27 protein-coding genes are annotated in these 25,979 nt (G+C 53.6%); 25 read left to right on the top strand and 2 right to left on the bottom strand.

The window, feature by feature from the left end:
* Window positions 1-14: 14 nt before the first annotated feature.
* A complete protein-coding gene (locus D467_RS0118215) occupies window positions 15-569 on the bottom strand; it encodes a TFIIB-type zinc ribbon-containing protein (RefSeq protein WP_018918975.1) in 555 nt (184 codons plus the stop codon).
* Window positions 570-845: 276 nt separating this feature from the next.
* On the opposite strand from D467_RS0118215, the gene D467_RS19610 reads away from it, so the two are divergent.
* The 16 genes from D467_RS19610 (at window position 846) to D467_RS0118135 (ending at window position 15,357) form a co-directional block, all read left to right on the top strand.
* A complete protein-coding gene (locus D467_RS19610; RefSeq protein WP_018918974.1) occupies window positions 846-1,535 on the top strand; it encodes a hypothetical protein in 690 nt (229 codons plus the stop codon).
* A 256-nt stretch (window positions 1,536-1,791) separates the two neighbouring features.
* Window positions 1,792-2,568: an amino acid ABC transporter substrate-binding protein gene (locus D467_RS0118205; protein ID WP_018918973.1), complete on the top strand. Its 777-nt coding sequence runs from the start codon at window positions 1,792-1,794 to the stop codon at window positions 2,566-2,568.
* A gap of 65 nt (window positions 2,569-2,633) precedes the next feature.
* The gene (locus D467_RS0118200; protein ID WP_018918972.1) at window positions 2,634-3,302 is read left to right on the top strand and encodes an amino acid ABC transporter permease; all 669 of its coding nucleotides are present in this window, start codon (window positions 2,634-2,636) and stop codon (window positions 3,300-3,302) included.
* Window positions 3,299-4,054: an amino acid ABC transporter ATP-binding protein gene (locus D467_RS0118195; RefSeq protein WP_018918971.1), complete on the top strand. Its 756-nt coding sequence runs from the start codon at window positions 3,299-3,301 to the stop codon at window positions 4,052-4,054. Before D467_RS0118200 ends, D467_RS0118195 begins: the two co-directional genes overlap by 4 nt.
* A 265-nt stretch (window positions 4,055-4,319) precedes the next feature.
* Complete coding sequence (rpsT, locus tag D467_RS0118190; protein ID WP_018918970.1) at window positions 4,320-4,586, top strand: 30S ribosomal protein S20; 267 nt, start codon at window positions 4,320-4,322, stop codon at window positions 4,584-4,586.
* Window positions 4,587-4,693: 107 nt separating this feature from the next.
* Window positions 4,694-6,283, top strand: a complete 1,590-nt coding sequence (murJ, locus tag D467_RS0118185) for a murein biosynthesis integral membrane protein MurJ (protein ID WP_018918969.1) — start codon at window positions 4,694-4,696, stop codon at window positions 6,281-6,283.
* A 126-nt stretch (window positions 6,284-6,409) separates the two neighbouring features.
* Window positions 6,410-7,492: a bifunctional riboflavin kinase/FAD synthetase gene (gene ribF / locus D467_RS0118180; RefSeq protein WP_018918968.1), complete on the top strand. Its 1,083-nt coding sequence runs from the start codon at window positions 6,410-6,412 to the stop codon at window positions 7,490-7,492.
* Between the two features lie 7 nt (window positions 7,493-7,499).
* Window positions 7,500-10,331 carry an isoleucine--tRNA ligase gene (gene ileS / locus D467_RS0118175; protein WP_018918967.1) on the top strand — a complete coding sequence of 944 codons (2,832 nt, stop codon included), beginning with the start codon at window positions 7,500-7,502 and terminating at the stop codon, window positions 10,329-10,331.
* Window positions 10,324-10,866, top strand: a complete 543-nt coding sequence (lspA, locus tag D467_RS0118170) for a signal peptidase II (protein ID WP_018918966.1) — start codon at window positions 10,324-10,326, stop codon at window positions 10,864-10,866. The genes ileS and lspA overlap by 8 nt, the downstream gene beginning before the upstream one ends.
* Before the next feature lie 78 nt (window positions 10,867-10,944).
* Entirely contained in the window at window positions 10,945-11,391 is a 447-nt protein-coding gene (gene fkpB, locus D467_RS0118165) for an FKBP-type peptidyl-prolyl cis-trans isomerase (protein ID WP_018918965.1), read from the top strand.
* Window positions 11,392-11,434: 43 nt separating this feature from the next.
* Complete coding sequence (gene ispH / locus D467_RS0118160) at window positions 11,435-12,412, top strand: 4-hydroxy-3-methylbut-2-enyl diphosphate reductase (protein ID WP_018918964.1); 978 nt, start codon at window positions 11,435-11,437, stop codon at window positions 12,410-12,412.
* A 63-nt stretch (window positions 12,413-12,475) separates the two neighbouring features.
* Entirely contained in the window at window positions 12,476-12,874 is a 399-nt protein-coding gene (locus D467_RS0118155) for a type IV pilin protein (protein WP_018918963.1), read from the top strand.
* On the top strand, window positions 12,875-13,294 hold the full coding sequence (locus tag D467_RS0118150; protein WP_018918962.1) for a type IV pilus modification PilV family protein: 420 nt from the start codon (window positions 12,875-12,877) through the stop codon (window positions 13,292-13,294).
* A complete protein-coding gene (locus D467_RS19455) occupies window positions 13,294-13,752 on the top strand; it encodes a PilW family protein (RefSeq protein WP_018918961.1) in 459 nt (152 codons plus the stop codon). The genes D467_RS0118150 and D467_RS19455 overlap by 1 nt, the downstream gene beginning before the upstream one ends.
* Window positions 13,749-14,270 (top strand): PilX N-terminal domain-containing pilus assembly protein, encoded by a 522-nt coding sequence (locus D467_RS19450; protein WP_018918960.1) that lies wholly within the window; start codon window positions 13,749-13,751, stop codon window positions 14,268-14,270. Before D467_RS19455 ends, D467_RS19450 begins: the two co-directional genes overlap by 4 nt.
* Before the next feature lie 64 nt (window positions 14,271-14,334).
* Window positions 14,335-15,357, top strand: coding sequence for a tryptophan--tRNA ligase (locus tag D467_RS0118135; protein WP_018918959.1), 1,023 nt, complete (start codon window positions 14,335-14,337; stop codon window positions 15,355-15,357).
* A 76-nt stretch (window positions 15,358-15,433) separates the two neighbouring features.
* Here D467_RS0118135 and D467_RS0118130 read toward each other — a convergent pair whose 3' ends face one another.
* On the bottom strand, window positions 15,434-15,952 hold the full coding sequence (locus tag D467_RS0118130) for an Hcp family type VI secretion system effector (protein WP_018918958.1): 519 nt from the start codon (window positions 15,950-15,952) through the stop codon (window positions 15,434-15,436).
* Between the two features lie 641 nt (window positions 15,953-16,593).
* On the opposite strand from D467_RS0118130, the gene tssB reads away from it, so the two are divergent.
* From tssB to icmH, 9 genes are read left to right on the top strand one after another with little or no spacing between them, the layout of a single operon-like run.
* Complete coding sequence (gene tssB, locus D467_RS0118125; RefSeq protein ID WP_018918957.1) at window positions 16,594-17,100, top strand: type VI secretion system contractile sheath small subunit; 507 nt, start codon at window positions 16,594-16,596, stop codon at window positions 17,098-17,100.
* A 58-nt stretch (window positions 17,101-17,158) separates the two neighbouring features.
* Window positions 17,159-18,640, top strand: coding sequence for a type VI secretion system contractile sheath large subunit (gene tssC, locus D467_RS0118120; RefSeq protein WP_018918956.1), 1,482 nt, complete (start codon window positions 17,159-17,161; stop codon window positions 18,638-18,640).
* 15 nt (window positions 18,641-18,655) lie between these two features.
* Entirely contained in the window at window positions 18,656-19,087 is a 432-nt protein-coding gene (gene tssE, locus D467_RS0118115; protein WP_018918955.1) for a type VI secretion system baseplate subunit TssE, read from the top strand.
* A gap of 18 nt (window positions 19,088-19,105) precedes the next feature.
* On the top strand, window positions 19,106-20,869 hold the full coding sequence (gene tssF / locus D467_RS0118110; protein WP_018918954.1) for a type VI secretion system baseplate subunit TssF: 1,764 nt from the start codon (window positions 19,106-19,108) through the stop codon (window positions 20,867-20,869).
* The gene (gene tssG, locus D467_RS0118105) at window positions 20,833-21,855 is read left to right on the top strand and encodes a type VI secretion system baseplate subunit TssG (protein WP_018918953.1); all 1,023 of its coding nucleotides are present in this window, start codon (window positions 20,833-20,835) and stop codon (window positions 21,853-21,855) included. The genes tssF and tssG overlap by 37 nt, the downstream gene beginning before the upstream one ends.
* Before the next feature lie 4 nt (window positions 21,856-21,859).
* Complete coding sequence (tagH, locus tag D467_RS0118100) at window positions 21,860-23,251, top strand: type VI secretion system-associated FHA domain protein TagH (RefSeq protein WP_018918952.1); 1,392 nt, start codon at window positions 21,860-21,862, stop codon at window positions 23,249-23,251.
* On the top strand, window positions 23,248-23,787 hold the full coding sequence (gene tssJ / locus D467_RS0118095; RefSeq protein WP_018918951.1) for a type VI secretion system lipoprotein TssJ: 540 nt from the start codon (window positions 23,248-23,250) through the stop codon (window positions 23,785-23,787). Before tagH ends, tssJ begins: the two co-directional genes overlap by 4 nt.
* Window positions 23,787-25,121, top strand: coding sequence for a type VI secretion system baseplate subunit TssK (gene tssK / locus D467_RS0118090; protein ID WP_018918950.1), 1,335 nt, complete (start codon window positions 23,787-23,789; stop codon window positions 25,119-25,121). The genes tssJ and tssK overlap by 1 nt, the downstream gene beginning before the upstream one ends.
* A gap of 3 nt (window positions 25,122-25,124) precedes the next feature.
* The gene (gene icmH / locus D467_RS0118085; RefSeq protein WP_018918949.1) at window positions 25,125-25,979 is read left to right on the top strand and encodes a type IVB secretion system protein IcmH/DotU; all 855 of its coding nucleotides are present in this window, start codon (window positions 25,125-25,127) and stop codon (window positions 25,977-25,979) included.

Below are 25,979 nucleotides of genomic sequence, written 5' to 3'. Positions count from 1 at the left end.
TTATCTGAAAAATCTTAATTAATAGCGGAGTAGGGATTTTCGGCCATCAAAAAAGCGCGCAGATCGGCTCGTAGAGAATGATTGTGTAGCCACTCGCGAACTTCCTGAGCTTTTTGATATTCTGCATCGCCAAATTTACTGCGATATAAATTTTCAAATGTTTCGCTGGTTTTTTCCTGGCGAATACGCTGTTGCCACTGGTCGGTCAAGATGGCATTTAAATTGCCGGCAAGCCCTTCAGCTACCAGCATTTCCCACTCGCCCTGATTAAGCCAAACGCCGCCTACTCTTGCGCTGTAGTCAATTCGGTGGGCATGGTCTTTAGTGATTCGAAACTTGCTCATGATGCTACCCGTCATCGGGCAGAGCATCGCGCCGACCGTATCTTCAGCATCAATGTTTTCAATATGATCGTCATCAAACACGTGTTCAGGATGGCGCTCTTTCCAGCTAATGTAATCCTCTATCAATATCCAGTTACCACTGCAGCTGTCGCACGTGTGAGATCTAAAAAGTGCATCTATAAAACTGGGAACAAGATTACCTTGCTGGCATGCGGTGCATTTCATTCGTTTGCTCCTTCAACGTGATGATTTTCCTGTCAACGATGAAGTTGCCACGAACGTTAATGAAGGGCAAGGCGAGGAATAATTAATAACGCAAAATATTAATTTAATTATTGCTTATGCAAACGTGCGCGGGCTCGTTCTCAAAGAAGACCCCCACTAAAGGCGTAGCAAGCAGATGTTGATCTTATTGAAGACTAGTCAATAATAAACACCTCTTTAAATACTTTAAGCGGCCTCTTTTCGTAGCCGCCATTGGCGCATCTAGCAGGAATTAATATGGATCCACGTACGCTGGCGTTAACTCTGGCCATTGCGGCAGGTTGGTTAAGCTTTAATACGCTAGTGGTCGTCGGCTATTTCTTTTTCTGTAAGAAAGAGGCGCTGGGGCTGGTAGCCGGGCGGGATAGCTTTTGGCTAACCGTTGCGGGTAAACGTGCTAGACAGTCAGCAGTTTCGCCACGCGCTAAGCCAAGCTCTGTGCCAGTAAAAGAAAGCGCGGCAGTGGCTAAACCTACGCCCTCTACAGAGCTAGATAACGCTCCTCCCTCTCCTCCTTCCACACTGCCACCTAGTGCCTCGTATTCTCTGTTTGTCATTTTTGAGCAGCCTAACGTAACACTTAACCAAAAAATCCACGCTCTGTTGCAAACGTGGGAGGCGCGTTATGACGCTTCGCTTCAGTTATATATAGCCTCTGGTGTGACCCCGCAAAACCCGATACGCATAGCCAACGCCTACCCGCCGGGGGATATGCCCGCCGAAGAGGTGTTTTTAGAGGAAGCGAACGTAGTGGGCGGAGTAAGCCTGATTGTTGAAAAGCCCAAGCGCAAGCGCGGTTTCGATAAACTACAGCTGGGCAAGCTGGTTGAATTAAGTGAGGAATTTGCCGCTCTGGGTGGGTCGATACTTGATGAAGAACGTCAGCCAGCCTCACGTAAAACCTTCAAAAATATCACCGGCGGTTAAAAATCCGTTTATTACCTGCGCTAACGGCGTCCTTCATGTGTGTCTACAATTGGCTATCAAGGGCAGTATCCTGGTGTGTCAGCAATAGCGCGCATGCTCTTATGTAATTTCTAATAACCATGATGCATAAAAACTATTTTTAATATTCTTTTTTGTGTTTATGATGCATGCATAGCTGATCCGCTGCTTATCAAAGCCTGTCCAGCCTAACCCTATCACCAGGGCAAATGATCTTTGCCGATGAGGATGCCAACAGATGACTCGAACACGCCGTTTAAACGCATTAGTCGCGGTACTTTCATTAAGTCTGGCCAGCGGTTTTGCTGCTGTGCAAGCTCAGGCCGATACGCTGAAGGTGGGGATGTCCGGCGGCTATTTTCCGTTTACCTTTGTTGAGCGCGACGAGCTCAAAGGCTTTGAGGTTGATGTAATGAATGCGGTAGGCGAAATCACTGGAGACGACGTTGAGTTCGTGACGGCGAGCTTCTCCGGGTTAGCCGGCATGCTGGATTCCGGGCGCATCGATACGATTGCCAACCAGATTACGATTACCCCCGAGCGCGAAGCCAAATACGTATTTACCGAGCCCTATGTGTATGACGGCGCGCAGGTGGTGGTTCGGGCGGGTAACGAGTCCATTGAGGGCGTAGAAGATCTTTCCGGTAAAACGGTGGCGGTTAACCTCGGCTCTAACTACGAGCAGCTGCTGCGCGAGCTGCCCAATGCGGCCGAGATTGATATCCGCACCTACGAGTCAAACGTCGAACAGGATGTAGCGCTGGGGCGTATCAACGCGTTTATTATGGACCGCGTAAGCGCCACCCAGGTGATTAAAGAGCGCGGATTACCCCTGGCGCTTGCGGGCAAGCCCTTTACGATCATTGAGAATGCGCTGCCGTTTCGTAACAATGAACAAGGTAATGCTCAGCGTGATCGGGTAGATGCAGCGTTAACCGAGCTGCGTGATAACGGCACGTTACGCGAGCTATCGGAAAAGTGGTTTGATGCCGATATCACCCAGCAGTCGGAATAAACGCTACTTTGTCGTAACGTCGGCCGTGGGTAATCCACGGCCGTTTGCTTATAAGCGATGCTGACATGCTAAATCTGGAATATATGTGGGGGCTGTTACCGGTCCTTCTAAGCTACTTGCCGCTTACCCTTCAAATGGCGACTATCGCCATGCTGCTGGCGCTGGTACTCGCCTCTTTACTAGCCGTGATTCGCGTTACCCGCGTGCCGCTTTTAAACGGCTTTGCGCTGCTGTTTATCTCGTTTTTTCGGGGCACGCCGCTGTTGGTGCAGCTGTTCCTGTTTTATTACGGCTTGCCTCAGCTGGTTGAAGCGTTGGTATCGATCAACGGTGTAACGGCTGCCGTCATGGGGCTGACGCTGCACTTCTCTGCCTACATGGCCGAGTCGATTCGTGCCGCTATCGTGGGGATTGACCGTAGCCAAACCGAAGCGGCGCTATCGATTGGCATGACCCAGCCACAGCTGATGCGGCGTATTATTCTGCCTCAGGCTACCCGTGTGGCCACGCCAACATTGATGAACTACTTCATTGATATCATTAAGGCGACGTCGCTGGCCTTTACGCTGGGCGTCACAGAGCTAATGGGGGCAACCCAAAAAGAGGCCGCCAGCAGTTTCTTATACTTGGAAGCCTTTTTGCTCGTGGCGGTTATTTACTGGGTGGTGGTGGAAATACTCTCGTGGGGCCAGCGCCGCTTGGAAATTTATCTGAATAGGGCATATCAACGATGATTTCGCTTGAAGCCGTCACCAAGCGTTTTGGTAAGCAGAGCGTGTTTGCCGATATTGATTTAACCCTTGAACGGGGTGAGATCATTGTGATTATCGGCCCTTCAGGCACAGGCAAATCAACCCTTTTACGCTGCATCAATTTTTTGGAGCGTCCGGACTCGGGGCGCATCACCGTTGGTGATCTGCGGGTGGATGTGCAGAAGGCCAGCCGCGCCGATATTTTAAAGCTGCGTAGACGGACGGCGTTTGTGTTTCAGAACTATGGCCTGTTCGCCAATAAAACGGCGCTTCAGAACATCAGTGAGGGCATGATCGTCGTGGATAAAATGCCCAAGGAAAAAGCCCATGCGCGGGCAAGAGAGATTCTTAAGCGTATTGGCCTGGCCGATAAAGCCGATGCTTACCCGGCGGCACTTTCCGGCGGCCAGCAGCAGCGCGTTGGCATTGGCCGGGCGATGGCCGCCAACGCTGATGTGATTTTGTTTGATGAACCCACCTCTTCATTAGACCCGCAATGGGTGGATGAAGTGCTGAGTTTGATGAAGCAGCTTGCCACTGAACAGCAAACCATGATTATCGTGACCCACGAAATGCAGTTTGCCCGAGACGTGGCGGATAGGGTGATTTTTATGGATGAAGGGCAGATCATCGAGCAAGCCCCGCCCGAGGAGTTGTTCACCGCGCCTAAAGACCCGCGTACGCAGCACTTTTTGCGTAAAATACTTGCCCCGACGGGCCAGCCGCTGCCTTAAAAGGGCTTGAAGGGCGTTTTATAATGCGCTAGCAAGGGCGCTTTACGCGTGATAGACTACGCCATCCTCTCAGACAAGACCCGTGGGCGGGCAGCCTAATTGACTGCCGGTCACACACTTTGACTTAGCTTAATTGCTCGTCAAATCAATTGGTTGTTACGGAAGTCGTGTGGTGGGCACCTTTAAGAGTGAGCACATCAGCGGCGCATACATAGTTAATCCGTTGCCGAATTAGCGGCAACCTTTATTCTCCAAGGAGATACCTGTGGCGAACAGCAAGCAAGCACGCAAGCGCGCCCGCCAGGCCGAGACTCGTCGCGTCCTGAAAGCCAGCCAGCGCAGCATGGTCCGCACCTATATCAAGCGTGTGATCAAAGCGATTGGCACTGGCGACCACGCCAAGGCGATGGAAGAGTTCAAGGCAATGCAGCCGGTCGTTGACCGTATCGCTGATAAGGACGTGCTTTCCAAGAAGAAAGCAGCGCGCCTGAAAAGCCGTTTGAACAAGCGTATTAAGGCTCTGGCGGCGTAAGCCGGCAGGCGCCATAAAAAACCGGCTACGGCCGGTTTTTTTGTGTCTGATGGTTTTATCTAGCGCCCCTTGATGGGTATTGGTTGCCAGCGCCCATGGATCAAGAAATGACCCAAAGCACGCCCCCTAACGAAACCTCTACTACGCTTGATGTGCCGCCACGCCGTGGGCTAATGCGCTCAGGGCTGGTGGTGAGTGCCATGACCATGCTTTCGCGCGTATTGGGATTGGTGCGCGATGTGGTGGTCGCGACCCTGCTCGGGGCGGGCGATGGCGCGGACGCGTTTTTTGTAGCTTTCAAGATTCCTAACTTTCTGCGCCGCCTGTTTGCCGAAGGCGCCTTTAACCAGGCCTTTGTGCCGGTGCTTTCCGAATACTCGACCCAGCGCAGTAAGCAGGAAATCCGCGAGCTTTTAAACGCGGTGGCGGGTAGTTTAACGGCGTTGCTGGCCCTGATCACTGCCATTGCAATGCTGTGCGCGCCTTGGCTGATCTGGGTATTTGCCCCAGGTTTTGGTAGCGACCCTGACAAACACGCGCTGACGGCCGATATGCTGCGGCTGACGTTCCCGTATTTGCTGCTTATTTCGCTCACGGCATTTTCAGGTAGCGTACTCAATACCTGGAACCGCTTTGCGGTGCCTGCGTTTACCCCGGTTTTGCTCAATCTTTCACTGATTGGGGCGGCGCTGTTTTTAATGCCGCTAATGGAAGAACCCGCCATGGCACTAGCGTGGGGCGTGCTGATTGCCGGGGCTGCCCAGTTGGTTTTCCAGGTGCCGTTTTTAATGCGATTAGGACTCATGCCCACGCCCTGGCCAAATTTTGCCCACGACGGCGTTAAGCGTATTTTAAAGCTGATGGCCCCCGCGCTGTTCGGGGTATCGGTATCGCAAATCAATTTATTGCTGGATACGGTATTAGCCTCGCTGCTTACCGCGGGTAGCGTCTCCTGGCTTTATTACTCTGATCGTCTGGTCGAGCTGCCGTTGGGTGTGTTTGGCGTGGCGATTGGAACGGTCATTTTGCCTGCGCTTTCCAAGCGCCATGCCTCGCAGTCCAAGGAACATTTTGCCGCCATGCTCGACTGGGCGATTCGTGTGGTGCTGCTGTTAGGCCTGCCCGCTGCGCTGGCGCTGGCCGTATTGGCGGAACCTCTGTTGATTACGCTATTCCACTATGGCGCAATGACCGATAACGATATCCAAATGGCGGCGATGAGCCTGCGCGCCTATGCCTTTGGCCTGGTGGCCTTTATGTTGATCAAGGTATTGGCTCCCGGGTTTTTTGCCCGCCAGGACACCAGAACCCCGGTGAAGGTGGGTATCATCGCCATGGTTGCTAATATGGTGTTCAACCTTATCTTGATCTGGCCGCTGGCCCATGCTGGTCTGGCGTTAGCCACCGCGCTTTCGGCATTTTTGAATGCTGGCCTGCTGGGGTACTTGTTGCACAAGCAGGGTGTGTTGGTGTTTCAGCCGGGCTGGGGGCGTTATGCGGTGCAGCTATTAGGCGGCAGTGCATTAATGGCGGTCGCCCTCTATGGGGTGTCGCCTGGGTGGCAGGAGTGGCTTGGGTTTAGCCTGTGGCAGCGCGTTGCCTGGGTGAGTGGCCTGGTCGGGTTGGGCGGTTCGCTTTACTTTGTTTGGCTAGCGGCGTTTGGTTTGCGGCCCCGGCATTTTAAGATGCAAAGCTAAATCGATACGTTGAAACGTAGAGAGTTAGACATATATTAGCGTAGGTTCGCTATAATCAGAGGTTTTTATGCCTCGCCTAAGCCTGATAAGGCCTGGGAGCGGCAAATTATTAACGGCTGAGGTGCCATGCGCGTCATTCGAGGACTGCACAATCTGGCGGCGGCACAACGTGGCTGCGTCGCTACCATTGGTAATTTTGACGGCGTGCATCGTGGCCATCAGGCGATTTTGCAGCAGTGCCGCGAACATGCCGCACGCCTGAACGTGCCGTTAACGGTGGTCGTGTTTGAGCCCCAGCCGCGTGAGTATTTTGCCGGCGACCAGGCCCCGCCACGTTTGACGCGTCTGCGCGAAAAGGTGCGTCTATTAGGCCAGTACGGTGCTGAGCAGGTATTGTGCCTGCCTTTCAATAACGCGCTTAGAAGTCTGACCGGGCGCGAATTTATTGATCAGGTGTTGATCAAAGGGCTGAATGTTAAGCATCTGGTGGTCGGCGATGACTTTCGTTTTGGCTGCGACCGGCAGGGCGATTTTGCGCTGTTGGCGGCGGTGGGCGAAGAACGCGGCTTTGGAGTGGAGCATACCCGCACCTTTACGGTCGAGAATGAGCGTGTTTCAAGCTCCCGGGTGCGTACCTTGCTTGCCAGCGGTAACTTCGCCGTGGCGGCAAGCCTGCTGGGCCGGGCTTACTCGCTTGAAGGGCGTGTGGTGCGTGACCAGCAGCTGGGCCGCACTATCGGCGTACCCACGGCGAATCTGCCCTTGTTACCTCAGCCATTAACCCTGCGAGGTGTGTATGCCGTTGGGGTGACGCTTGAAAACGGCCAGCGCCATCACGGGGTCGCCAACGTAGGTTTTCGACCCACGGTGGGTTCCAAACGGCCCACCCTGGAAGTGCACCTATTTGATTTTGATGGTGATCTCTACGACAAGCGCATGACGGTATTTCCCTGTGCGCGGCTTCGTGGGGAAGTGAAATTCGACAACTTTGATGCGCTAAAAGCGCAAATTGAGCGCGATCAGGGTCAAGCGCATCGCTACTTTGCGACGGCAGTCACTGACCGTAATACCGCGCTACCGCTGGCCTCGGCCCCGCTTGGGCGTGAGGCCATGATTTCAAATACAGTGGTTTCCAAGACAACGGCTTCCAAGACAAATTCTTCTGATCCTTCTTCGGCGGATGACGCTGCCGATACTAACAACGGCTGACCGAACCATGGACTATAAGCACACGCTAAACTTGCCTGAAACCGACTTTCCCATGCGTGGCATGCTGCCCAAGCAGGAGCCGGGACGTGTTTCACGTTGGCAGGATATGAACCTGTACCAGCGCCTGCGCGAAGCGCGTGCAGGTGCACCGCTGTTTGTACTGCACGATGGCCCTCCCTACGCCAACGGCAGTATCCATATTGGTCATGCCGTTAATAAGATTTTAAAAGATATTATCGTTAAGTCGAAAAACCTGGCGGGCTTTGACGCCCCTTACGTGCCGGGCTGGGACTGCCATGGCCTGCCGATCGAGCACAAGGTGGAAACTACACACGGCAAGCACCTGGCGCCTGAAAAAGCCCGTGAGCTATGCCGTGAATACGCCGGTGCTCAGGTCGAAACACAGCTGGCTGATTTCGTGCGCCTGGGGATCATCGGCGACTGGAATCATCCTTACCGCACCATGGACTACGCCAATGAAGCGGGCGAGATTCGCGCGCTGGCCGACATGGTTGAAGCGGGCTACGTCTTCAAAGGCCTGAAGCCGGTCAACTGGTGCTTTGACTGCGGCTCGGCCCTGGCGGAGGCGGAAGTCGAGTATCAGGACAAGAAGTCCGATGCGATTGATGTGGCCTTCCCGGTAGAAGATGCCGACAAGCTTGCCGCCGCGTTTGGCCTGAGCGAGCTGCCCAAGCCGGCGGCAGTCGTGATCTGGACCACCACGCCCTGGACGATTCCTGCCAACCAGGCGCTCAACGTTCACCCCGAATTTACCTACGCGCTGGTCGATACCGGCGAGCGCCTGTTGCTGCTTGCCGAAGAGCTGGTGGAAAGCTGCCTTGAGCGCTTTGGTTTACAAGGCGAGGTCATTGCCACCACTCAAGGTGAGAAGCTTGATCTGATCAACTTCCGCCATCCGTTCTACGATCGCCTATCGCCGGTTTACCTGGCCGATTACGTCGAGTCGGAAGTGGGCAGTACCGGTATCGTGCACTCTGCGCCTTCTTACGGCCTGGATGACTTCAATACCTGCCGTGCCCACGGTATGAGCTTTGACGACATGCTGAACCCGGTACAGGGCAACGGCGTCTACGTTGATGATCTGCCGTTCTTTGGCGGCCAGATGATCTGGAAAGCCAACCCCAACATCGTCGCCAAGCTTGAAGAAGTGGGCGCGCTGATGGCCCACAAGCCCATCGTGCACAGCTACATGCACTGCTGGCGCCACAAGACGCCGGTCATCTACCGCGCGACGGCCCAGTGGTTCGTGGGCATGGATATCCAGGGTAAAGACGGTAAAACCCTGCGTGAGCGTGCGCTGGAAGGTATCGAAGCGACTCAGTTCACCCCCGCCTGGGGCCAGGCGCGTCTGCACAGCATGATCGCCAACCGCCCGGACTGGTGCATCTCGCGCCAGCGTAACTGGGGCGTGCCGATTCCGTTCTTCCTGCACAAGCAAACCGGCGAGCTGCATCCGCGCACCGTTGAGCTGATGGAAGAAGTCGCCAAACGCGTGCAGGAGCAGGGCATCGATGCCTGGTTCAGCCTGGATGCCGCCGAGCTGCTGGGTGCTGAAGCGGCCGAGTACGACAAGATTACCGATACGCTGGACGTCTGGTTTGACTCAGGCACTACGCACCGCCATGTGCTGCGCGGCTCACATCCGCATGGCCATGAAAGCGGCCCGCGGGCTGATTTGTATCTGGAAGGCTCTGATCAGCACCGCGGCTGGTTCCACTCGTCGCTACTGACCGGCTCGGCAATCGACGGCCATGCGCCATACCGTCAGCTGCTGACCCACGGCTTTACCGTTGATTCGCAAGGCCGTAAGCAGTCCAAGTCGCTGGGCAACGTCGTCGCGCCGCAGTCGGTGATGGACAAGCTGGGCGCGGATATTCTGCGCCTCTGGGTGGCCTCGACCGATTACTCCAATGAAATGGCCGTGTCGGATGAGATCCTCAAGCGTACAGCGGACGTATATCGGCGTATTCGCAACACGTCGCGCTTTCTGCTGGGTAACCTGACCGGCTTTGATCCGGCGCGCGATATGGTGGCTTTCGACGATATGATCGCTCTGGATCGTTGGGTAGTCGATCGTGCACTGCAGCTGCAGGAGCGCATTCAGAAAGCGTATGAAGAGTACCGCTTCCTGGACGTTTACCAGCAGGTTCACACTTTCTGTTCGCGCGATCTGGGCGGTTTCTACCTGGATATCATCAAGGATCGTCAGTACACCACTCAGCCCGATTCGCTGGCACGCCGCAGCTGCCAGAGTGCGCTCTATCACGTCATCGAGGCACTTTCGCGCTGGGTTGCACCGATCCTCTCCTTCACTGCAGAAGAGATCTACGAGCATATCCCAGGCAAGCGTGGCGATAGCGTGCTGCTGGAAACCTACTATACCGGCCTGAAACCCCTTGATACCGACGCCGAGATGGGCCGCGAGTACTGGGAAGCTGTGCTTGAGGTCAAGCAGGCGGTGAATAAGCGACTGGAAGAAGCGCGCAGCGAAGGTGCCATCAAAGGCTCGCTGGATAGCGAAGTTACCCTGTATGTCAGCGATGAACTCAATGCATTGCTGTCACGCCTGGGCGATGAGCTGCGCTTTGTGCTGATTACTTCGGAAGCGACCCTCAAGCCGCTTGCGGATGCCGAGGCATCCGCCTATAGCGAGCTTAATGGACTCAAGGTAGCAGTTGTGGCCAGCACGTTTGATAAGTGTGAACGCAGCTGGGAGCGTCGCCCGGACGTGGGTACGCATCCTGAACACCCAACGCTCTGTGAGCGCTCGATTCTTAACCTGCCGGATGGCCCGGGTGAGGTGCGTCGCTATGCCTAAGTCTGAACCCGTCGCCTCCACTAGCACTCGGCCGCCCATGCGGCAGCCGTTGCGCTGGCTGTGGCTGGCGGTGGCTGTGATTGTGCTGGACCTGGCCACCAAGGCGATTGCCAGCAGTCAGCTGGGGTATCTGCAGCCGGTGGAAGTGCTGCCGTTTTTCAATCTGACGTTAATGCACAATACCGGTGCCGCGTTTAGCTTTTTGGCGACTCACCCTGGTTGGCAGCGCTGGTTTTTTGCGCTGATCGCGATTGGCGCGAGCGTGGGCCTAACGATCTGGCTTTCTCGCGTCAGAGACGATGAAAAGCTGTTGGCCATTTCGCTGCCGCTGATTATCGGTGGGGCGCTGGGTAATCTGTATGACCGGTTAGTGCACGGTTATGTGGTCGACTTTCTATCGTTTCACGTCGCCGGTTGGTACTACCCCGCTTTTAACGTGGCGGATATCGGGATTACCCTAGGCGCCATCGGATTAATCTGGGAATCAGTCATGGGTGAGCGACGTCGTAAGAAAGCTCACCGGACTGTGACCTGATCGAAGAGTGGTTTAATCAACCCGCGGCCTCGCCCAAGAGGTTTACGGCTGCGGTGTCACCCAATAGCGAGCAGAGTAATGAGCGATTACCTAATTGACGACGGGATGGAAGTGACGCTGCACTTCACCTTGAAGCTTGAAGATGGCACGGTGGTGGATTCAACCAAAGAGAAGGCACCGGCTGTCTGCCAGTTCGGCGATGGCAATCTGCCGCCAGGCTTTGAGCATCCCATTAAAGGCATGGCCGCGGGCCAAAGCGGGACGTTTCAAATAACCCCTGAGCATGCGTTTGGTCAGCACAACCCGCAGAATATTCAGACGCTCAAACGGGCCGACTTCGGTGACGAAGAGCCTGAGCTGGGGATGGTCATGTCGTTTGCCGATAAAGCGGGAACGGAATTGCCTGGTGTGGTCAAAACCATTGAAGGTGATCGTGTAGAGGTGGACTTTAACCATCCGCTGGCAGGGCGTACATTAACGTTTGAAGTTGAGATTCTTGACGTTAAGCCCGTCACTACGCACTAGTTTATTATTCACTAGCGATGCGTTTACGCATCAAGGCGCTATTATGCAATCGACGCAAGCACAGCCCATACAGATCAAGTTGGCCAATCCGCGTGGTTTTTGTGCCGGCGTGGATCGCGCTATCGATATCGTCAATCGAGCCCTCGACGTGTTCGGCCCGCCCATTTATGTCCGTCATGAAGTGGTGCATAACCGCTTCGTGGTGGAAACGCTGCGCGAGCGTGGGGCTGTCTTCGTGGAAGAGCTCGACGAAGTGCCGGATGACGTGATCGTGATTTTCTCGGCTCACGGTGTTTCTCAGGCTGTTCAAGCCGATGCCGACCGGCGTGGGCTGAAAGTATTTGATGCGACCTGCCCGCTGGTCACAAAGGTGCATCTGGAAGTGCTGCGTTACGCCAAGCGCGGCCATGAATGCGTGCTGATCGGGCATGCTGGCCATCCCGAAGTAGAAGGCACCATGGGGCGTTACGATACGGCTCACGGCGGGCATATCTATCTGGTGGAAGATGAGCAGGACGTTGACAATCTGGTTGTCAACGACCCTTCCAAACTGGCCTTTGTGACGCAAACGACGCTTTCGATGGACGATACGGCCAAGGTAATCGACGCTTTGCGCGACAAGTTTCCAGAGATCAGCGGTCCGCGCAAGGACGATATTTGCTACGCCACGCAAAACCGCCAGGACGCAGTACGCGAGCTTGCCGCCGACAGTGACTTGGTGCTCGTTGTTGGGAGCCCCAATAGCTCAAACTCCAACCGCCTGCGTGAGCTTTCCGAGCGCATGGGCACGCCGGCTTACCTGATCGATAATGCCGATCAGATTGACGCTGCCTGGCTTGAGAACGTTGGCCGTATCGGTGTTACGGCTGGCGCAAGCGCTCCGGAAGTACTGGTTAAAGGGGTTATTGCCAAGCTGCAATCTTTCGGCGCTTCCATGCCTGAAGAGCTGCTCGGCCGGGAAGAGAACATTACGTTCTCCATGCCCAAAGAGCTTCGTGAGCAGGTAATCGTCAGCAGCTAATGCACTGCGCATCGGTTTCCGACATACTGAAAGTGTATGCGGTGACCTGAGCAGGAGCATTATTTGACGTTTTATCTCTACGCTTTATGCGCTGGTGGCAAGCCAAAGTGCCAGCGCGGTTTTACGCTTATTGAGCTTGTGGTGGTAATGGGCATTATCAGCCTCATTGCGGCCATGGCCTATCCTATCTATACCCGTCACCTTCAAGCCTCCCTGCGTACCGATGCGCATGCGGGGTTGATGCAGGCAGCTGCCGAGCTGGAGCGCTGCAACTCCCGCACGTATACCTATCATGAGTGTGACATTCCCTCTCAATCTCCCGGCAAGCGCTACACCCTTACGCTTTCAAAAGAGGCGGAGGATGGCTATCTACTAAGCGCTTCTACGCTTCAAGACGATGGTTGCGAAACGGCTATTACGCTTAATAGTCGAGGAGAACGCTTCCCCAAGGATTGCTGGTAAATGCAGCGCGAACGCGGGTTCACGCTGGTTGAGGCACTGATTGCCTTGGCGCTTTTAGCGTTTGGGCTTATGGGAGTTGCGGCAATGCAATTAACCTCGCTGCAAAGTGCCTCGACCGGCTATCAATACTCGGCCGCGAGCTTGGCGGCTGTCGATATGCAGGAGAGCGCCTGGGGGCAGCTTGCAACAACACAGAATTGCCGCCGCATTGATCTTGCTAGCCTGAGAAGCGCTTGGCGGGCTCAGTGGTTTGAAGGTCTTGATGCGCCGCTTGAAGGCTCCGCGGGTGAGGTTGAGCGCACCGTGGTTGATGGACGCTGTCACTTTACCGTCTCCATTACGGTTAACGCCTGGCCTTCACAAGAGGCGCATGAGCTCCTTGATTACGTATTTACACTGCCGTTAAGCGAGGGGGCGTAGTGGTCAATACACGCCAAGCGGGTTTTACGCTAGTTGAAGTCATGGTCGCCATGGTCATCGGGGCGGTTATTATTCTAGGCGCTGGGCAGCTTTTATTAACCACGGTGACCACCTTTACTCGTGTGGAGACGATCAGTCGTCAGCAGGAAGCCGTTATCTTTGCTGCCGAGGCATTAACGCGAGACGTTCGCCACGGTGCAGGAAGCCGCTATGAGATTAGCCAATCGTTAGTTAACGATAATACCTGCGCGCTACGCCGAAATGGCCAGCCATTGATTGAGGGGCTTTATAAAGGCAGCCGTGATTGCCATACCGTTAATCTTTTTGAACAAGATGTTCAGGGCGTAGCAGGGTTGTACCGTATAACCTTGCGTTTTGCAGATTCAGAACAAGCGCCCTTTATATGGCACGTGATGCAGCGAAGCCAAGTAGTTACTCCCACAGGCGTTAGCTTATGAAGCATCAGCAAGGAGCTGCATTAGTCGTTGTAATGGCGATGCTTGCCGCGGCGCTGTTACTCGGTGTCGCTGGCATGCAGTCAGCACTCGTTGATGAGCGTTTGGCAGGGAATTTCCGTTCCTCGGTGCAAGCGCAGATGATCGATGAAAGCCTGCTGGCTGCGTTGGCGGATAGCCATCGTTCAGCCCAGCGGGACGCTTTTTTAAACCAAGTAACTAAAGCGCCCCAGGCGCTGAGCACTGGGGATCATTACCGCCTTCAGCCAGAAGAACTCGATGCGTTATTGGATGTAGGCGCGTTTGAGTCATTTCTCAGCCGTTTAGCGGTGGGCCGTGATACCGCTCAACAGGATTCTCTAGCAGAAGGTATCGCCATCGATATCAAGAAACTCAGCAATGATCGAGTGGCGATTACCGCCAGCCGCCATGGGCAAGTTCCCGATGACGCATTGGTCACGCAGCTTGAATTTTTCAAGACTGACGCCGAGCCACAATGGCAGCTGGCAGGCTTACGCTAATGCTATTCGCCACGCGTAAATCAGCGCGTTATGATAGGCCTATTTGCCCAAGAGCCTAAACACAATGAGTCAAACTGCCAAAACCCGCGTCCTAACCGGTATTACAACCTCCGGTACACCGCACTTAGGCAACTACGTTGGTGCGATTAAACCGGCCATAGAAGCAAGCCAGGACCCCAACGTACAATCGTTCTATTTTCTGGCGGATTATCACGCCCTGATCAAATGCCAGGACCCGAAGCGCGTACAAGAGTCACGCCTGGAAATTGCCGCTACCTGGCTGGCGCTTGGGCTGGATACCGACAACGCAATCTTTTACCGCCAGTCTGACTTGATTGAAGTTCAAGAGCTCTCCTGGATGCTTTCCTGTGTGTGCGCCAAGGGGCTCATGAACCGTGCCCATGCCTATAAGGCAGCCGTGGCTGAGAACGAGGAGGCGGGCGACCAGGATGCTGATAAAGGCGTCACCATGGGCCTGTTTGGCTACCCGGTATTGATGGCTGCCGATATTTTGATGTTCAACGCCAACAAGGTGCCGGTAGGGCGCGACCAGATTCAGCATATCGAAATGGCGCGCGACATGGCTGGTCGATTCAACCACCTTTATAAAGGGCAGTACTTTACGCTACCCGAAGCCGTAGTAAGTGAAACGGGCGAGGTATTGAAAGGCCTGGATGGGCGCAAGATGTCCAAAAGCTATAACAATACGATCCCGCTGTTTTCGCCTGAAAAAAAGCTTCAAAAGCTGGTGCGTAAAATCAAAACCAACTCGCTTGAGCCCGGCGAACCTAAAGATCCGGATACCTGCACGCTGTTCCAGATTTATTCAGCGTTTGCCAATGAAAGCGAAACGGCCGCCATGCGCGAACAATATGCCGCGGGTATCGGCTGGGGAGATGCCAAAAACCAGGTGTTTGAGTATCTCAATGCGCATCTGAGCGAACCCCGAGAACGTTATTACAGGCTAATGGAAGATCCCGCCCATATTGAAGCCGTATTGCAAAAAGGTGCGCAGCGGGCGCGTGAAGAGGCAGCCAAAACTATGGATCAGCTTCGTTCAGCGGTTGGACTCGGCCGCTTTATTTAAATAGTAAAAGGCGCCACCTACTAAAAACCCCTTCCAGTTGGAAGGGGTTTTTTTAATGCAGGCATCGCGAACATGCTTAGCCTTCGATCGGTGCGCGCCAATCGTCAGAGCCAGAGGTGCCCGCGACGGTGTGTTCCCAATCAATCTTACGGTAGGCCAGAGAAACATCCATTAGCTGGGTGAACTCTGACTTGTTGATATCCTGGGCGTGTGGCATGCGCAAGTTGATATCCACAATCGTGGCATCCGTCAGTGTCGTGGTAAAGAAGTGCTCTTGTTTACCTTCGACAGAGGTGCGGTACCACTTCAATGCAACGTGCGGCAGCATTTCGCCTGACGCGAGTGCGTTGTACATCAGCGGAACGGATTTATTCAGTGCAACCGTAAACACAAATGGCTTGTGCGCACGTTGACCAGACGGCTGGCCGGACTGCGGATCAGTCGGTACGGTTACGACGTGTTTGAATTCCTGAACCAGCATCTCATCTTCATGACCTTCGACGTAAATATTGCCGACAGAATCAGGAGTGAAGGCACCTGAGGTGATGTTGCCCTGAGTTTGGCCTTCGATGCTGATATAACATGGTGTTGGCATGGTCTGCTCCTTGACGTTAATAGTGATAAATGTCGATAAGACGTCAAGTAAAGAGCAGCTAATATGCCACTTAATATTTTGTTTTTTAATTTCAGTCAGTTATAGAAATGCCGGGCATTTAATTGAATATAATTAGGCAATGATTTGCTAGATACTGGGCAAGTAATTGCTAGCTTGGCAATTACTTGCTAGCCCATACCGGTAAACGTTGATTTTTTTCTTTAATGTAATTTTTTGTGTTCAATGTTTTACGAAAGTAACTTAATTATGCGATTAATGGCTGATTAATAACTACCTAAAACTAAGTTACTCTCTTTTTAAAGCGAGTGAATCCTTTAATTTAGCGTTTAGCTTTGTGCGTGATTTCGGTCTTTTTTCTTAAGACATTGACTATAGTTTTTGTAAGAAATCTCTTACAAATTAAAATTAACATTTTTAATTTGCTAAGTATTCGTCGAATGTCGTTAAAAGTGCTTATAAATGTTCGCAAAATGAATAATTTTAACAAGGAGCCGCTGAGTAGCTTACTTTTTGCTCAGTTTATTTCAATTAGCCATGTCCCTTCCTCTCCATTAGTTTTCTTCCTTTCGATTTTGATAACCATTTCTAACTGAATTACTCCATTTATAAAAGGTGACACTATGGCAAAACAAGGGACAGTCGCGCCAAAAGAGCGCATTAATATTAAGTATGTGCCCGCTACAGGAGATCAACAGGCCGAAACAGAGCTTCCTCTTAAGCTATTAGTTGTGGGCGATTTTAAAGGCGGCGAAGAAGATGCGCCAATTGAGGAGCGCCAAGCGGTCTCGGTCGACAAGAACAATTTCCAATCGGTAATGCGTGAAGCGAATTTAGGGCTTCAGGCTTCTGTACCTAATCGCTTAGAAGAAAGCGATGAGCCAAATGATATGGCCGTTAATCTGGAATTTAAATCGCTTTCTGACTTCTCGCCAGATGCAATTGCAAAGCAGGTGCCTGAGTTGCGCCAGCTAGTGGAACTGCGCGAGGCACTGGTCGCGCTGAAAGGACCGTTAGGCAATGTCCCGGCGTTCCGTGACCGGCTACAGAAGCTTTTAGAAAGTGATGAAGCGCGCCAACAACTGCTCAATGAGTTGGAGCTGATTGAAGCTGATAATAAAAGTGACTGATATCACTGATTATTGAAGCGCTTTTTTCATGCCTGGATAACGAACGTGGGACAACGCAATGAGTAAAACGGCCAAGCAAACAGCAGCAGCAGTCGAAACAGAAGCGGAAGTATCACTACTTGATCAAGTGATGGCGCAAACACGTATGGCGCCCGCCGATGAAGGTTACGATGTGGCAAAGCAGGGGGTCGCTGCATTTATTGCTGAATTGTTAAACAGCAAAGATGCGACGCCTAACGTCAACAAGGGCTTGGTCGACAGCATGATTGTCGAGCTGGATCGTAAAATCAGCCACCAGGTTGACGAGATACTCCATGAAGACAGCTTTCAGAAAATGGAGTCTGCTTGGCGTGGTTTGAAATTGCTGGTTGATCGCACGGATTTTCGCGAAAACATCAAACTTGACCTTCTTCATGCAACCAAAGAAGAGCTGCTTGATGATTTTGAGTTCGCGCCTGAAATAACCCAAAGTGGCCTTTATCACCATGTATATAACTCGGGTTATGGGCAGTTTGGTGGAGAACCCGTGGCGGGTATTATTGGGCACTATGACTTTGCCCCTTCAACGCCAGACATGAAGCTGCTGCAATATACCGCAGCCGTTGGCGCCATGGCGCACGCACCGTTCCTCTCCTCGGTAGATCCCACCTTCTTTGGTATCGACAGCTTCGAAGAGCTGCCCAATATCAAAGACTTTAAAGCGATTTTCGAAGGGCCTAAATATGCTCGCTGGCGCAGCCTGCGTGAATCAGAAGACTCACGTTATCTTGGTTTAACCGCGCCACGCTTCTTGCTGCGGATGCCCTACGATCCCGTTGAAAATCCAATCAAGACATTCAATTATCGTGAAGATGTAAGCGCGGATCACAGCCATTACCTATGGGGTAATACAGCGTACTTGCTGGCTGAGCGTTTGACGGAAAGTTTCGCCAAGTACCGGTGGTGTCCTAATATCATTGGGCCGCAAAGCGGCGGGTCGGTTGAGAACTTACCGGTACATACTTACGAAGCGTTAGGCCAGTTACAGGCCAAGATTCCCACGGAAGTACTGATTACGGATCGTCGCGAGTTTGAAATGGCCGAAGAGGGCTTTATCTCGCTGACCATGCGTAAGGGAAGCGACAACGCTGCCTTCTTCTCCGCCAATTCCGTACAGAAACCAAAAGTCTTCCCCAACACGCCGGAAGGCAAAGAAGCCGAGACCAACTTCAAGCTCGGCACCCAGCTGCCTTATATGTTCATTATTAACCGCTTGGCACACTACATCAAAGTGCTTCAACGCGAGCAGATCGGTTCCTGGAAAGAGCGTCAGGATCTTGAGCGCGAGCTCAATACCTGGATTCGTCAGTACGTGGCTGATCAGGAAAACCCGCCGTCTGATGTGCGTAGCCGTCGTCCCCTGCGCGCTGCCTCCATTCAGGTTTCAGACGTAGAGGGTGATCCAGGCTGGTACCAAGTATCAATGGCGGTACGCCCGCACTTCAAATACATGGGCGCTAACTTTGAGCTATCGCTGGTTGGTCGTCTTGATAAGGAATAAACAGCGAGCAGCAACATGGCATTTGGCAGCAGTAGTTTGTTAAGTGGTCGGTTGTTTGAGCGTTTAGCCATGCCAGATAAGCCAACGCCACGTGAAGAAGGATGGCAGTTAGCTGAAGCTGTTGAGTCCATTAAACGACATCTTGTCGAGCTGCTTAACAGCCATCCTGGTAACTGTGCCTGTGCACCTGACTTGGGGCTTTTAGACTTTAACGATGCCACGATTGGCGTGCTTGATTTAGAACTGAATATCCAGCATGCCATTCGCCAGTGTATTGAACGCTATGAGCCGCGAGTTCAGCGGGTGGAAGTAGAGTCGCTTTCAAACGAGGGCGACCCTTTACAGTTACGCTTTCAAGTACATGTGACGATTGCTCTCGGTCGGGATAACGCTCAAACCACCATTGATCTATTGCTCAATAACAAGCGCTATCAATGCACCAATTGATAGGCTCGTGAGGCATCCATGCTTAACCGCTATTACCGGGACGAACTCAATTTCTTAAAGCGCCAGGGGCGTGAGTTTGCACAAGCAAATCCTGGCCTTAGCCGGTTTTTGTCTGAGCGCAGCACGGATCCTGACGTAGAGCGTCTGTTGGAAGGCTTTGCTTTTTTGACCGGACGTATGCGGGAAAAAGTGGAAGATGAGTTTCCTGAGCTTACCCACTCATTGATCAGCATGCTATGGCCCAACTACTTGCGCCCAGTGCCCAGCATGACGGTCATACAGTTTACGCCAACCTGGTATGCACTAAGCCAACACCAGCAAATCTCAAGAGGTGCGGAGCTTTCAAGCGAGCCGGTCGAGGGAACGGCATGTATTTTTCGTACCTGCCATGATGTCGATCTTTTCCCACTGGCCCATGTCGGTGTCGATGCCCGGCATATGCGGGAATCGTCCATTGTAGAGCTGCGTATGGAAGTACGTAGTGACCAGCCGCTAAGCCAGATTGGCCTGGAAACACTGCGTCTTCACCTGGGCGGTGATGGATATACGGCGCGAACACTCTATCTATGGATGAGCCACTATCTCACGCACATAGAGCTTGAAGTGGATGGGCAAAGTCATAAGCTGCCCGCGGGTTCGATTCAGTCGGTTGGCTTTGCGCGCGACCAGGCGCTGCTGCCTTATCCGCGAAACGTTCATCAAGGCTATCGTATCTTGCAGGAATACCTGTGTTTTCCTGAAGCATTCCATTTCTTTGATGTGCAGAATCTAAAGCGCTACCTACCGGATGAAACGGCCGAAAACGTTACGTTACGGTTTGTTTTTTCACGCGCGCTGCCTGCGGATGCACGCGTTCAAGATGAGCATCTTGCGCTCTATTGTACGCCGGCCATCAATTTATTTGAGCATGATGCTGAGCCGATTGACCTGAGCGGAGAGCGCAGCGAGTACCGCATCCGGCCCAGCAGCCGTCAGCCCTCCCATTACGAAGTCTTCAGTATTGATGATGTACAAGGCTGGCGTGAGGGAAGCCAGCCGGGCGGGCAGGGCAAACCCAGGCGCTTTGTCTCTTTTGAAAGTTTTGAGCATCAGCTTGAACGCGACCGGGGCCGAGATGCTTCTTATTATCGGGTTCGCGTTCGGGATAGTTTGCGCAGCGATGGCTTTGACCACGATATCGCGTTTATTCGTGATGATGAGCGCCAGCTGATCGGCCAGCGTGAGACCGTTTCACTGCGGTTGACGTGCTGCAACCGTGAGCTGCCTGAGCGGCTGACGGTAGGCGATATCTGCACAGAAACGCAGGATAGCCCTGCCCATGCCTCATTTCGGAATATTACGCGCCCTACACCAGTGTTACGTCCCGCGCTGGACGACCAATTATTATGGATGCTGATTTCAAATCTTTCTCTTAACTATCTTTCGTTGCTTGAGCGAGATGCGTTGTGCTCCGTTCTGCGTGCTTACGATTTCAGAGCCAAAGTGGACCGCCAAGCCGAGCGCGTCGCGCAGAAAAGATTGGCGGGCATCTTGGCAATTGAAACCCAGCATATTGATCGCTTGAGAAAAGGACTGCCTGTGCGGGGATTGCGCTCGGTGGTCACCCTGGACCAGGAAGCCTTTGGTGACGAGGGGAGCCTTTATCTTTTTGGTAGCGTGCTGGCACGTTTTTTCTCCCTATACGCCAGTATCAACTCGTTTCATGAGTTGCATGTTATCAACCGCCATAACCAAGAGCGCTATACATGGACGTATCAACCGGGGCAGCAGCCTCTGATGTAGCGCTGGCGCCTCTTTTTCAGGGGGCGCGCCGCTATGAGTTTTATCAACTACTTGAACTGCTGCATCGCCATCATGGTGATGACCTTGAGCGGCGGCATGGTGACAGCCTGCCGATGTTTCAACGCGTGCGTTACAAGGCCTCGGCATCGCTGGGTTTTCCAAGCAGTGATGTGCTGGCGCTAACGGCTAACGAGTCTGGCCAGTACGAAATGGAAGTCAGCTTTATGGGGCTACAAGGCGCGCAGTCTCCATTGCCAAGCTATTACCTGGAAGCGCTGGCCCACAATGCGGCGCATAAAGAAGGTTCGGCCGGTGATTTTCTGGATTTTTTCAATCACCGTCTGTTGAGCCTCCTACACCACAGCTGGCGCAAGTATCGTCACTACGTACGTTATCAGGACGATGCCAAGGATGGCTTTTCCGCCATCGTGTTTGCACTGGTGGGGTTGGCGGATAGTGACTTGCGGGGCGATACGCCCATCAACTGGAGCAAGATGCTCGCGTATGCGGGGCTGTTGGCTGGCCGTTCACGCTCTCCTGATGTGGTTTGCAATATCGTTGGGCACTGCTTTGACCTTGATGACGTGGAAATTGAAGAGTGGGTTTCGCGCTGGGTGGAAATACCGCTAGACCAGCGCAGCCAAAGCGGCACGCTCAACATGACGCTAGGGCAGGATGTCGTGGCCGGTGAGCGCGTTCGCGACGTTAACGGAAAGTTTGCGTTATGTCTGAAAGGGTTAAGCCTTGCGCGGTTTCGCGACTTTTTGCCGGATGGGCAGGATTTTCCTGCGCTGAAAACGCTGGTCAACTTCGTCTTGCGCTCGCCGCTCGCCTGCGATTTGGAACTTGAACTACTCGAAAGTGAAGTGAAGCCCATGCGGCTAGGCCAGGAGAGTTCTAGTCAGCTGGGCTGGACTACTTTTGTTGATCCCGATAACTCGAAGGCTCACCAGCGTCGTCGAGTGCGCATCCAGATGACGGAATGATGATATGAGCACTAATCAGCAGTCAGAACTAACGATGGTTATTACCAATAGCGAGTTGCTAGAAGGGCGTTCGACAAGCAGCCACGTTTTTCTACCGGAAGGGGGAACGTTAGGCAGCGCCAGCGACGACGACTGGTTGTTACAGGATCACGCTCGCCGGGTTCATCCCTGCCATGCCGAGGTCTTGAAGCGTGATGGTCAGTTTTGCCTGATTGATCGCAGCGGACACACCTTTATTAACCAGGCCACGTTACCGATTGGACGTAACCGTAAGGTGGCGCTGCGTAACGGTGACCAGATTCTGGTAGGTGAGTACAAGGTCAAGGTGCATCTAGACGGTGTCAATGCCTTTCAGGCCCGTGGAAAGTCGCTTTCGGATGTGGTCGATGAAGATAACGAAACCGTTGATGCGGGTGGGCGGCCTTTATCAGGCATGGAAGGAGATATATCTCCGCAGGAAAGCGTGAAGGATGACCCGTTGCAAGCACTGGGTGGAGACGAGTCGTCACTGGCTAGTCGTGATCCCGTCACCGCGCTTTCTCGACATTCGGGAGGTGCTGCCGAGCTTGAGTCTCTTGAGGACATGCCGACGTCACACCCCGCTCAGAAACACCACTATTCATCTGCCCCTCGCGAAGACCAATACTCGCGCGATAGCGCAACGCAGATGCCGGATATTAAAGCCCATATAGGTACAACGCAGTTAAGGAGCCATGTGATGGACGAGCAACAGCTAGACGATTTGGAACGTTCAGTTGGCGAGCAGTTGGAGGATCGCTGGACATCACCCACTGTAGGCTCTTTCGACCATCTCAGTGTGGATCCCTTGTTACGAGGAATGCGCTTAACGCTGAATTTCCGTAATACCGAGGAGCAGCATGCCTTTCTGGAAGAGGCCGGGCGCACACTGCGGGCCACTATCGAAGGGCTGTGTAAGCTTCAGGAAACGCAAAACGATAGTAAGTACCCGCTGCGTGATCGTCGATTGCAGCCTATTGAAGATAACCCGCTGCGCCTTGGTCAGAGCTACGACGATACAGCCGGCACCCTGTTTGCTGCCGAAAGAAGCCCTGTGCATCTTTCAGCCCCCGAAGCCGTGGCGGAAAGCTTGCGGCATCAAGGTCAGCACCAAGCGGCTGTCGAGGAGGCCATTGGTAGTGCGCTGGGCGCTATTCTGGATGCTTTCTCGCCTGACGCCTTGACTCGCCGTTTTCACGCTTACCGCGGTGCCTCCAGCCGCATCGATGATGAGGGAAGCTGGGCGTGGGAAATGTATCAGCACTATTACCGCGAACTTAACTCCGGGCGTCAGCAAGGCTTTCAGAAGCTGTTCTGGGAAGTATTCGAACAAGCCTATGACCAGTCTGTGCGGCGCCAGCAGCGGGAGGAGGCATGAACGCAGCCAACGCGCTTCGCATAGCGGCCCTGTTGGCCATATTGATGACGCTTGGCGGATGCGCCTCAACACGCGAGGCGGCGGGTAAGACCTGGGAGATAATAAAGGATCCCTCTACGCCTGTCGGCTACCCAGAAGAGCGCCCGACACTAGTCGATCTCAGTATGGTGGCTGAACCCAATGTCAATCCTAACGTGGAGGGCGAAGGGACACCGCTGCGCTTTCAAGTACTTCAATTAAAAGATGATTCAATGCTGATGGCCGCAGACTTGACCCAGCTCAGCGAAGACCTGGAAACAGCCTTAGGTACCAATTATCTGACCCATGACGACTTTACCCTGCTGCCTGGCCAGTGGAAGTTCTATGAGCCTTTCGAAGTTGACGAAGAGACACGCTATATCGGTTTGATCGCCTTTTATGCATCACCTAATGAAGCTGAATGGAAAAAGGTGGTCAAAATAACCAGCAGTGGCGAGCACTATCACTTGCTGGTGCATTTACGCGATAGCGAAGTGGAATTAAGGAAGGAGGAGTGATGGCCAGCCGTAACCGTGTGGTATGGAGCGAGGGGCTGTTTATCAAGCCTCAGCACTTCCAGCAGCAGCAGCGCAGTATGGAAGGATTGATTGATGCTCGGCTAAAAGGCGTCAGTAACTACCTCTATGGATTTTTATCGCTTGAGCTTAATCGTGAGTTTTTAAGTTTTGGCAGAGTCGCCATCGGCCGGGCCAGTGGCGTTACGCCGGATGGTGTGGCTTTCCGCTTTCCCGAGGACGACCTTGAGCCTACGCCTTTGGAAATCCACGAGGCGGGCCTTGCCAACCAAGTAGTCTACTTGGGCATTCCGCTGTCAACTGATGGGGTGGGCGAAGTTCGCTGGCCGGGCGATGAGCTGCCAGCTCGTTACCGGTTGGCGCCGCAAAGCGTTCGGGATCTGCATTCGCAGGAAGGTGTTATAGCCGATCTGGAGGTCGCCAAGGTGGCGCCTCGCCTGATGCTGGAGAACGATGATCGAAGTGGTTACGCCTGCCTGGCCGTTGCCCGCATTATCGAGCGCCGCCCTGATGGCAGTTTAGTACTGGATGAGCATTTTTTGCCCACACTAATGAGCGTTCAGTCGGCACCTGGGCTGCTGCGCTTTGTGGGCGAAATGGCCGGTTTGATGCGTGAGCGAGCGCGTAATATCGCGCAGCGCCTATCGACGCCGCAGCAGGCGGGCGTTGCCGATGTCTCCGACTTCATGCTGTTGCAGCTGCTGAATAGAGCCCAGCCCCGCTTCCAGCATCTTGCTCGCTTGGGGCATCTACATCCTGAGCGACTTTACGACACCATGCATGAGGTTGCCTGCGAATTGGTAACCTTTACTGACGAATCTCGCCTGCCGCCGGAGTGCCCCGCTTACGATCATGATCATCCAGATCGCGCATTTCGCCCCTTGATGACGATGCTACGACAGGCGCTGTCGACCGTGCTTGAGCCACGCGCAATTGCTATCCAGCTTCAGACGCGCCGGTTTGGCCTGTTGGTGGCATCACTTAACGATACCACGCTGATCGAAAGCGCTGAGTTCATTCTGGCGGTACGTGCCGATATGCCCAATGAGCGTCTGCGTAAGCTCTTCTTACAGCAGACCAAGATTGCCAGCGTCGAGCGCATCCGTGATCTGATCAGCCTGCAACTGCCGGGTGTTCCTCTTGAACCGCTGCCGGTGGCGCCACGCGAGCTGCCGTATCACGCCGGTTACACCTACTTCAAGTTGGACCGCCAAAGCGAAGCGTGGTCGATGCTGGTCGGTGCCAGTGGTTTTGCCTTCCATGTGGCAGGCGAATTTCCTGGCCTGGAAATGCAATTTTGGGCCATTAGGAGCTAATACATGCAGCACTTGACAACAGATTCGGCAGGTAATGGTGGTGCCGTGGGTGTTGCTGGTCGTAAAGAACCTGTGCGTCACGAGGATCTCATACAGGACAGCAGTCTGGATGTGTTGATACACAAGCACGCCGATCACTTGAATGCCGATGAGGATTACTGGTTCCGCCTGCGTGGCCACAATATCAACCCGATGATTGATGCCGCGAGCAGCCTACTGGGTATGGTGGTGCGGGTAAGACAGCTGGACAGCGCCGGTGACATAGACCGTCTGTATCGACAGGTGGTCGACGAAGTCACCTCCATTGAAATCGAGCTGACCGAGCAGGGGTATGACCGGCCCACCCTGCTGGCCTACCGCTATGTGCTCTGCTCGTTTGTTGATGAAGCCGTGATGGGAATGTCCTGGGGGCGGCAAAGCAAGTGGGCCGAGCATTCGTTGCTGACACGTTTTCACAACGAGACGTGGGGCGGTGAAAAAGTGTTCTCGATTCTTGCCCGCTTGCAGCAGGAACCCGAGCGCTATCTCGACATGTTGGCGTTTATCTATCTCTGCCTGTGCCTGGGGTTCGAGGGTCGCTACCGGGTCATGTCCGATGGCCGCGAGGAGTACGAAAGAATCGTCCGCGCGCTGGGTGACCAGCTTGCTGGCTTGAGCCCTCAGCCAGATGAAATGCTCACAGCACCGCTGAGCAATGTCGTCCATACGCACCGCCAGCGTGTTAGCCAAGGGATGCCCAACTGGACCATTTTTGCTGTTTTCATAGTAAGCATGGTGCTGATTTATCTAGGCTTTTCCTGGGCTCTCGATCAGCAGGCCGAGCACGTAACATCCCTACTTAATCAACTTCATCGTTAG

This window comes from Vreelandella zhanjiangensis DSM 21076, from assembly GCF_000377665.1.
GTDB classification, from domain to species: domain Bacteria; phylum Pseudomonadota; class Gammaproteobacteria; order Pseudomonadales; family Halomonadaceae; genus Vreelandella; species Vreelandella zhanjiangensis.
This window is presented reverse-complemented; position numbering and strand designations above follow the sequence as displayed.

Excerpts from the sequence above, each read along its gene's own strand:
- ribF (WP_018918968.1), top strand. The coding sequence starts at position 6,410 with ATGCGCGTCATTCGAGGACTGCACAATCTGGCGGCGGCACAACGTGGC.
- D467_RS19450 (WP_018918960.1), top strand. The coding sequence starts at position 13,749 with ATGAAGCATCAGCAAGGAGCTGCATTAGTCGTTGTAATGGCGATGCTT.
- tssG (WP_018918953.1), top strand. The coding sequence starts at position 20,833 with ATGGACGTATCAACCGGGGCAGCAGCCTCTGATGTAGCGCTGGCGCCT.
- tssK (WP_018918950.1), top strand. The coding sequence starts at position 23,787 with ATGGCCAGCCGTAACCGTGTGGTATGGAGCGAGGGGCTGTTTATCAAG.
- lspA (WP_018918966.1), top strand. The coding sequence starts at position 10,324 with ATGCCTAAGTCTGAACCCGTCGCCTCCACTAGCACTCGGCCGCCCATG.
- tssF (WP_018918954.1), top strand. The coding sequence starts at position 19,106 with ATGCTTAACCGCTATTACCGGGACGAACTCAATTTCTTAAAGCGCCAG.
- D467_RS0118130 (WP_018918958.1), bottom strand. The coding sequence starts at position 15,952 with ATGCCAACACCATGTTATATCAGCATCGAAGGCCAAACTCAGGGCAAC.
- icmH (WP_018918949.1), top strand. The coding sequence starts at position 25,125 with ATGCAGCACTTGACAACAGATTCGGCAGGTAATGGTGGTGCCGTGGGT.
- tssB (WP_018918957.1), top strand. The coding sequence starts at position 16,594 with ATGGCAAAACAAGGGACAGTCGCGCCAAAAGAGCGCATTAATATTAAG.
- tssJ (WP_018918951.1), top strand. The coding sequence starts at position 23,248 with ATGAACGCAGCCAACGCGCTTCGCATAGCGGCCCTGTTGGCCATATTG.
- D467_RS0118215 (WP_018918975.1), bottom strand. The coding sequence starts at position 569 with ATGAAATGCACCGCATGCCAGCAAGGTAATCTTGTTCCCAGTTTTATA.
- fkpB (WP_018918965.1), top strand. The coding sequence starts at position 10,945 with ATGAGCGATTACCTAATTGACGACGGGATGGAAGTGACGCTGCACTTC.
- D467_RS0118200 (WP_018918972.1), top strand. The coding sequence starts at position 2,634 with ATGCTAAATCTGGAATATATGTGGGGGCTGTTACCGGTCCTTCTAAGC.
- murJ (WP_018918969.1), top strand. The coding sequence starts at position 4,694 with ATGACCCAAAGCACGCCCCCTAACGAAACCTCTACTACGCTTGATGTG.
- D467_RS0118150 (WP_018918962.1), top strand. The coding sequence starts at position 12,875 with ATGCAGCGCGAACGCGGGTTCACGCTGGTTGAGGCACTGATTGCCTTG.
- ileS (WP_018918967.1), top strand. The coding sequence starts at position 7,500 with ATGGACTATAAGCACACGCTAAACTTGCCTGAAACCGACTTTCCCATG.
- D467_RS19610 (WP_018918974.1), top strand. The coding sequence starts at position 846 with ATGGATCCACGTACGCTGGCGTTAACTCTGGCCATTGCGGCAGGTTGG.
- D467_RS0118195 (WP_018918971.1), top strand. The coding sequence starts at position 3,299 with ATGATTTCGCTTGAAGCCGTCACCAAGCGTTTTGGTAAGCAGAGCGTG.
- tssC (WP_018918956.1), top strand. The coding sequence starts at position 17,159 with ATGAGTAAAACGGCCAAGCAAACAGCAGCAGCAGTCGAAACAGAAGCG.
- D467_RS0118205 (WP_018918973.1), top strand. The coding sequence starts at position 1,792 with ATGACTCGAACACGCCGTTTAAACGCATTAGTCGCGGTACTTTCATTA.
- tssE (WP_018918955.1), top strand. The coding sequence starts at position 18,656 with ATGGCATTTGGCAGCAGTAGTTTGTTAAGTGGTCGGTTGTTTGAGCGT.
- ispH (WP_018918964.1), top strand. The coding sequence starts at position 11,435 with ATGCAATCGACGCAAGCACAGCCCATACAGATCAAGTTGGCCAATCCG.
- D467_RS0118135 (WP_018918959.1), top strand. The coding sequence starts at position 14,335 with ATGAGTCAAACTGCCAAAACCCGCGTCCTAACCGGTATTACAACCTCC.
- tagH (WP_018918952.1), top strand. The coding sequence starts at position 21,860 with ATGAGCACTAATCAGCAGTCAGAACTAACGATGGTTATTACCAATAGC.